This window comes from Candidatus Cardinium sp. cByotN1, from assembly GCF_022810525.1.
Lineage (GTDB): Bacteria > Bacteroidota > Bacteroidia > Cytophagales > Amoebophilaceae > Cardinium.
This window is the reverse complement of the sequence record NZ_JAACGG010000212.1, coordinates 1-206: the sequence shown is the minus strand read 5'-3', so window position 1 is coordinate 206 and position 206 is coordinate 1. Positions and strand designations below refer to the sequence as shown.

The following is a 206-nucleotide window of genomic DNA, read 5'->3' as shown; positions in this document are numbered from 1 at the left end:
CATAGAGACTTTTGTGAGTGGTTACCCAATAACCAACAGCTATTGCTAGATCTAGAGAAAAAAGGATATATTCCTTATATTAGTACCATGATTTGGTATATATTATCAATAGATGATCATACCAATGCAATAGAATTACTTGATCCAAAGTTAAAACAAATCGCCATGTCAGTAGCTGAAAAATTAAGACAAGAAGGGAGACAAGA

The 206-nt window shown here is 32.5% G+C and carries 1 pseudogene; it reads left to right on the top strand.

Annotated features, from left to right (window positions below):
* A pseudogene (locus tag MUW73_RS04470) lies at positions 1 to 206 on the top strand (Rpn family recombination-promoting nuclease/putative transposase); the annotation flags it as partial.